6 protein-coding genes are annotated in these 6,565 nt (G+C 53.0%); all 6 read right to left on the bottom strand.

Annotated features, from left to right (window positions below; all coding sequences use genetic code 11):
* Nucleotides 1-590: 590 nt before the first annotated feature.
* The gene (locus BLR25_RS21470) at nt 591-734 is read right to left on the bottom strand and encodes a hypothetical protein (protein WP_176786013.1); all 144 of its coding nucleotides are present in this window, start codon (nt 732-734) and stop codon (nt 591-593) included.
* Nucleotides 735-905: 171 nt separating this feature from the next.
* Nucleotides 906-2,417 carry a HesA/MoeB/ThiF family protein gene (locus BLR25_RS20720; protein ID WP_176786012.1) on the bottom strand — a complete coding sequence of 504 codons (1,512 nt, stop codon included), beginning with the start codon at nt 2,415-2,417 and terminating at the stop codon, nt 906-908.
* A gap of 13 nt (nt 2,418-2,430) precedes the next feature.
* On the bottom strand, nt 2,431-2,883 hold the full coding sequence (locus tag BLR25_RS21135; RefSeq protein WP_143009958.1) for a hypothetical protein: 453 nt from the start codon (nt 2,881-2,883) through the stop codon (nt 2,431-2,433).
* A gap of 16 nt (nt 2,884-2,899) precedes the next feature.
* A complete protein-coding gene (locus BLR25_RS21130) occupies nt 2,900-3,556 on the bottom strand; it encodes a hypothetical protein (RefSeq protein ID WP_143009957.1) in 657 nt (218 codons plus the stop codon).
* Nucleotides 3,557-4,375: 819 nt separating this feature from the next.
* On the bottom strand, nt 4,376-5,632 hold the full coding sequence (locus BLR25_RS20710) for a DUF1615 family protein (protein ID WP_245715626.1): 1,257 nt from the start codon (nt 5,630-5,632) through the stop codon (nt 4,376-4,378).
* A gap of 359 nt (nt 5,633-5,991) precedes the next feature.
* Nucleotides 5,992-6,396, bottom strand: a complete 405-nt coding sequence (locus BLR25_RS21465; protein ID WP_176786010.1) for a hypothetical protein — start codon at nt 6,394-6,396, stop codon at nt 5,992-5,994.
* Between the last annotated feature and the right edge of the window lie 169 nt (nt 6,397-6,565).

Genomic DNA, 6,565 nt, shown 5'->3' with positions numbered 1-6,565 from the left:
TCGAGGAAGAAACGCTTTGCCATCGATTCAGGCAAGAAGCCAGGAAAACGAACAGCAAAGGAAAAGCGATTGACCAACCATCGGGTCAATCTAAGGCAGCGGAACAATACTCGGGACGAGTATGACGCTGAATTGTATGCCGTGTCTTGAGCACAGCGGAGGGGTGACAACAAAACAACAGGAACAACGCAGCCACGCCGCATTCTTCTTTCTAGTGGGGCTAATTTGCCGCACGAACCATTCCCAATAGCCTGACAAAGAAGACTTCAACGCATGCCGAGGTGCCATTTCTAACTTTGTTATTACCCCAACGGCATTTAATGGATTAGATCTGGTCAAGAATCAGTGATGGATTGTAAAAAAGAACCGCCCGGCCACAAGGGAATAGCCACGATCGGTTGCTGCGGATGCTTTGAAGTAGTAGAGAGAAGCAATCAACAAGACGCTATCGATTACCTCTCTCGCATAATAACGTCTTGCGGCTATTGTCATGGAGAACACAAGAGCAACGCCATAAATCCAGTCACGCGTGCGACGCGTTAGATCCGCGAAAGCTCACCAGAAATTGCAATTTCTACAAATGCTTCTAACTAACTCTTTGACAAATAAATCTTGCCGCCGAAGTCATCAATGATCTCTATCTGTTTACCCGCAGGAGAGGATTCGTTAATGAAGATCTCTGGGCAACAATCAGGACCGCAAGCTGGGCACAAAGTGGCAATTTTCTTTCGCATGAAGTAACTCCTTCGTGGGGGAAATTGTCTTACGAGAGTGCATTCATAGCTTCAAGGAATCAGACCCTATCAGCCAAGAACGGCCGACTGATAACGATAGCATGATTTATTTTCCAATAGTCAACGCCCACTCGCTAACTCCATCGCACACATCTATCACCCACCTGAAGATCAGAGGCTGGCATTGGCGGACAGTGATCCGACGTCAATGCAGCCGTCCAAGTGCTGAAGCGCTGCTAGCGCGAACGCTCTTGGCCTGGGAAGCTTCTCGGCATCCCCTACGCCGGCATAGTACCCACAGATCGGACATGACGGATGGGGCGGTTCCGGAAACACTTTCCGACTCAAACGCTCATGAATTCCGCTTTTCCAACTTTCCAAGATCGAAGTTGCCATGGGCTGCCAGCCACAAATGTAGTTCAGCAGTTCCATTCCGAGTAATGAGGCCGATCGTTGATTGATCGCATAGACGTTCGGCGCCGAAATCTCGGGCTGCTCAGTCACGTAGCCCGCGTTACGACGGGCCTCGGCTGTTACAACATCCTGATAGGCGTCCAGCGTTTTCTGTCGCTGATACAGTTCAATCTGTGTGCATTCCAGACAAGCAGTTACACCAGGCACAATCGCGAAGAAGCGCGCTCTGAAATCCGGCGAATCTGGCTCGATCGTCACATCGACTCCGGCATCGAAGTAAGGTATCTGATATTGCAGACACAGACGATTGAGAAAGTATCTTGCCTCGTCGTTATCCACCCCGGCGACCACGATGTCTGCCCCGACCAGGAATTGTTCGGCCTCTGTCGCGTACAGTGATGAGACGAGAGCCGAAACGCACAGTGCAGGAAACATTCTCTTGAGATTTGCGGCCAAAATCTTCGACTTCGGTTGCCCGATATCTTTGTGGCAGCCACCTTGCCAACGGTTCAGGTTTGAAAGCGAAAGCTCGTCGTCGTCGATCAGTAACATACTGCCGACGCCACAACGCGCCAGACTTTCCGCAAGAATGCTGCCAAGCCCGCCACATCCCACCAGCGCCACAGACAGGTTCGCGAGCATATCTTGCTTGTCGGGCGTGATGAAGTCCTTTTGCCGAGTGAACATGTCGTCAGCGACGCTCGCGTTGCCTCGTATCCCAATTACGGGGCGTTCAAACTGCTCCCCGATGACCGAGAACTTGGTTGCTTTCAAGAAGCGTCGCTTGCTTCGCGTATTCACGAGACGCGCCTCAACGCCCTTCTGCGCCAGGACAAGTGACAGGTTATGAATTCGACGAACTGGGCCGATATGTGGATGCTGGAGCAGCATGGGTTCGAAGGACCGACGAAGATACCGGTCAAACACCAAGTCGTCGCGATCATCGGTTGACGAAAACGTCGTTGTCTCGTCAAACCAATGATCGTGAACGTTGATGAGGCAGTTAAAGTCTGACGCTGCAAAGCCGATCAGCATCCCGTTCAGAACATCGGGACACAACTGAACGTTTCCCGCAGTCTGACGCACGAAACAATCCGGCGCAAACAGCTTGAGAGGTGCGTTGTGAGGGACCAAGACGAGAATCTCTCCTTTTCTTTCCACCGCACGCGCCCAAACGTAGCTCAACGCTTCCGCGTGCTTGCCCGCGGCCAGATGATAGCGACGCAAGCGTTCCATGACTGGAGCAGCAATCCGGATTGAAAGTTTCATGTTGTGCTCTCCTTTAACGTGACATTTCGGCAAAGAATCCGGCCAGGAATTTGGCCGTATTGTCCCCGCGAGCGGGATCTTCCGGGTGATATCGCCAAGAGTTGTTTTCATAGTGGTAGCAAATCCAGGTGAAATTTGGAATTGGTGTGGCGTTGTGGAAAGCGCGCTCGCGAAAGGCGTTAAACCGGTTCGAAATCTGTTCGATCAGTGCGCCGTTCTGACGATGCAGCACGTAGACACCGATGGGGGGACGAGCGGGAAAATCGTCCAGCAAGACCAGGAGGTCGATGTAGTCAGGCTCAAAGCCGTCGGGCAAGGGGAAATTGCGCACATAAATCAGTTCGCCGTTTTCGCCAACTTTGGCGACCCTTTGCTGACCGTTCGTAGGCTCCTCGAAATCATCCAGAAACCGTTGAACAAATGTTGCTTCCTGTTGTAAAAGACCGAACTTGCGATGTGAGACCATTGTTTCCTCCGGCGGGTTATTGACTTGGATTTGAGTTCCTGCGACTGGCGTAGCCACGCGGGTCGCTCCAGAGTTCTGCATTTGCAGTCGTGGCAGAAGACGACGCCCTAACTGATACGGTTTTCCCAGTACTCGGCACATCCTTGACTGGTCGGTTCGTCACAACGCTTTGGGCCGAATTCGAAACAACTAAAGGCTGTCGGGGCGCGACCGGGGCTGCTTCTGCCGGCCCCTTTGCCGTGGTCTTGGCAAGCGATGATATCGCCTGCGACGTTTCCACCGCACCAGTGCGATAGAAGGCGTTGATCAACGGATAGCCGATGGAGGAAACAATCACCAGCACGAACACCCAAAAACCGAACGAATATTTATCTCGCGCCGCTGTGGTTTCCACGATCGGCCGAATCAGTACTTCTGCTGACTCTCTGCCACAAGTCAGGTGGATCAACACCGGTTCCGCGTCGACATTGACACGATGACGACCACGTGTAGGTACAGAAAACGGACCACGACTGCCGATCATCATTTGTCCTGCTTCGTCGCTTGACCAATCGATGACGACGGTCGAACCTGCCTCCGGATTAGGATTGTCGCAACGCAAGGTGACTGCGGTACCGATTCGGCCTCGTGCCGCGTAGCCGGCCAATTCCGCAAAGGTGGCAGCAGAGATCATGACGGTAGTCCTATGAGTATTGGGTAAATCTCTGGGGGTGTACAGAGAATAAATTTATGCTCTCGGCAAATCGAAATGGCACCACTAACGCTAGCCGACGCACCCGATTTCCCGAAAACTGCCCTTTCCAAAAAATGAAGGCATCTTCTCGCGCCCGCAGCGAGGACAGCGATCCATGCCGGCGCCGCAACCGCTATTGAAGATGAATCCAACCTTTAAACACCACATCGCACCGCAGTGGTTGCAGCGATAAATCGTGGTGCCACGTTCATGATTCTTGCAAGTCGGACACTTTTTGTATGCAGCCATGGTTTTCTCCTTAAAAGGACCTCGACATTGAGGATTCTGATAACGCTCCGAAGAGCAACTCTTTGGGCGTGTCGGTTCAGGAGATGAAGCTGAAATGGCGACCGACAGGAGCTCTACGCGGGTAGAGATGGAAGCAGCAGCACAGTGGGGATTTTGCGTCTGAGATTGGAGTGAAGCGACAAGACTTCATGCATGACGCATCGAGGAAGAAACGCTTTGCCGTTGATAAGGCTGAAAGCCAAGGAAACAACAAAGGAATTGCGACTGACCAACCATCGGGTCAATCTGAGGCAGCGGTGCAACGCTCGTGATGCGAACATGCCGCCAAATTGAGTGCCGTGTCTTGAGCACAGCGAAGGGGAACAACAAAACAACAAGAACAACGCAGCCACGCCGCATTCTTCTTTTTAGTAGGGCTAATTAGTTCTGAATTAACGATCCGGATCGATCACGAATTTCCTTACTCACGAGCTGCCACTCGCCGGCCAGGTAAGCCTTGTCCGCCTTCCGTTATTCGCTCGTTGCCAACTCATCGCGAGCCAGACAGGCACGATATCTGGTGTCGACGCGCTGAGCAAACCAACTTGTTGAAAGATTCTTACGCTGAATTTTCGGGCCGGAAAGCTTGATGTTCGGCAACAAGGCCCTAGGAAGCGGCGCCTCTGCGCGTTCATCAGCCAACTTAAATACCCGCCGATACAACTCGGTACTTTCCAACTGTACCGAGCGATGAAGTTTCAAAGCGTTGGCAATCTGGTCAGCTGTGAGGCGGAGCAAAGTCGTCAAAGACTGAGCCGCTCGGAGGGTCTCTCCCGTGTAGGCGCCAGCACTTTCTTCGGTCAAGAGAATACCGTCAAGAGAGAGTGTCGTATTCGAGAGGCGAGCGATGGCGTTCTGGAAAGCAGCATTGCGACTGGCGTAACGCCCCGCATTGTAGTCAGCGAAGCGATAGATAGGGAGATCGTAAGGGGCGGCGTAGTCAAGCAAATGCATAGTGCCGAACAGAACACCTCCTCTCCGAGAAAATCCAAATGCACGAATATGCATCCCATCGGGAATCTTGTCCTTGAATCGGCTCGAATGCTCATTTATGAAGGCGATGCTGACCTGCATCGGCCCGAGAGTCCTGATTGGGTTATACGGATCGGACACATTCCCCAATATCGGTAATTGCAGGTGTCTGAAGAAGTCTTCGTAGGCATCACTTAACTCTTTCTCAGTGCGGGCTGCATCGATACGGGCCCGATAAGATCTTCCGTTAGGCGACCGAAGATCAAGGGCTTTATCAACGAAAACTCGCGGAATGTGAAATTTGTCGCGAAGCCGATCGATTTCTGCTAGCGCAATCGCCGGCAATCCAGTAACTATCGGGTCGGCCTGAAAGCCAGACTCCTGGCCGATAACTGCCATTGTGGCGCAGAGATACTGACTATTTGCCGGCAAATTCAATGCGTCGATGGCGTCAACGATGTCTGAGGCCCATCCATCGCGATCAGTGATACCGTCGGGAAGAAGCCGCCCAGCGAGCGCCCTCGCCTCGTCGCCGCTGGCTTTAGACGCCTTAGCATCGTCTCGTGGTGGCGCAGAATTCTCAGTCGTGACGGCGGGCGTCTCGGAAATCGTTAATGACGTACTGCTCAACGTCTCTCGAACTGTCGACAGCGAGTTTGTTGGGCTCGCTAATCCCTGAGGGTCGACCGCGCGATTGCCAGCGATCTCATGGCGCCTAACTTCAGGTTGTAGGTTCTGCTGAGCCTCGCGTTGCATAGTCAAGACTGGATCTGATCGGTTGTTGGCCGGTGGCACGGGTGGTGATACGCGTTGTGGAACGCTTGCGGATCCGGTTGGTTGCAAAACACGATTGCATCGCCAGGTCGTTCGCCCGTTTTCAACGGCAGCGATCACATACCCTGCTCGAAGCAAGACGTCGGCAACCTTGGAAGTTTCTGGCCGAGGATTGGACGAAACGAGACTTGCGAAAGGAAGGCATCCACCGCCAGGAGGGCTGGGAATCAATGGCCCCGGGTAAACGGCGGGCATCGGCGGCGGAAGCATAGGGCGAGGAACCGTGGAACAGCCTTGCAATACGACAGCCACTGCACAGATTGCAATGATGGAAACCGCAGTTATCCGAGTCGCGTCCATAACATGCCTCCCAAAATGATCGAGATCAATGATGACCAGCCCAATCGGCTCGTCAAAAGCCAGCGAATGGCCGCAGACATCATGTCGCTGGCGACATGAACCGCCACATCGCGAATGAAATTGCCGGCAACCCGATACAACAACCAAATAACAAGCAGCACCAGACACCACCACGGAACGAGTTCTAAGAGCTCGAACGCCGTATCCATGATCAGATATTTGTAATCTGGAGGCAGCCAAGACCAAGCGGCCATCCCAAACAAACTGAACGCCAGCTTTCGCCATCCGAACATCAAGACACCCAATCCCACGAGCAGCAACGCGAGCGCTAGTTCAGTCGTTGCATCGATAGGTATGAATAGCGTGCCGAAACGAAGCGTTCTCATGTTTTTTCTCCGATCTCGTGCGGTCGTTTACCAGTCGGAAACATCCAATCGGTTGCCACCGCTGGCGCCTTTAACGAGTTCGATCGCGTCACGGAAACTGCGCGTCGTGCCGACTTCATAAAGGTCGTCGCTGAATAAGCCGGGATCGACGCGGTAGACATAGAACGTT

Origin of the sequence: Propionivibrio dicarboxylicus (assembly GCF_900099695.1) — a bacterium.
Lineage (GTDB): Bacteria > Pseudomonadota > Gammaproteobacteria > Burkholderiales > Rhodocyclaceae > Propionivibrio > Propionivibrio dicarboxylicus.
Note: the sequence above shows the minus strand (reverse complement) of the source record. Positions and strands in the feature narration are given on the sequence as shown.

Excerpts from the sequence above, each read along its gene's own strand:
- BLR25_RS21465 (WP_176786010.1), bottom strand. The coding sequence starts at position 6,396 with ATGAGAACGCTTCGTTTCGGCACGCTATTCATACCTATCGATGCAACG.
- BLR25_RS20710 (WP_245715626.1), bottom strand. The coding sequence starts at position 5,632 with ATGCAACGCGAGGCTCAGCAGAACCTACAACCTGAAGTTAGGCGCCAT.
- BLR25_RS20720 (WP_176786012.1), bottom strand. The coding sequence starts at position 2,417 with ATGAAACTTTCAATCCGGATTGCTGCTCCAGTCATGGAACGCTTGCGT.
- BLR25_RS21135 (WP_143009958.1), bottom strand. The coding sequence starts at position 2,883 with ATGGTCTCACATCGCAAGTTCGGTCTTTTACAACAGGAAGCAACATTT.
- BLR25_RS21130 (WP_143009957.1), bottom strand. The coding sequence starts at position 3,556 with ATGATCTCTGCTGCCACCTTTGCGGAATTGGCCGGCTACGCGGCACGA.
- BLR25_RS21470 (WP_176786013.1), bottom strand. The coding sequence starts at position 734 with ATGCGAAAGAAAATTGCCACTTTGTGCCCAGCTTGCGGTCCTGATTGT.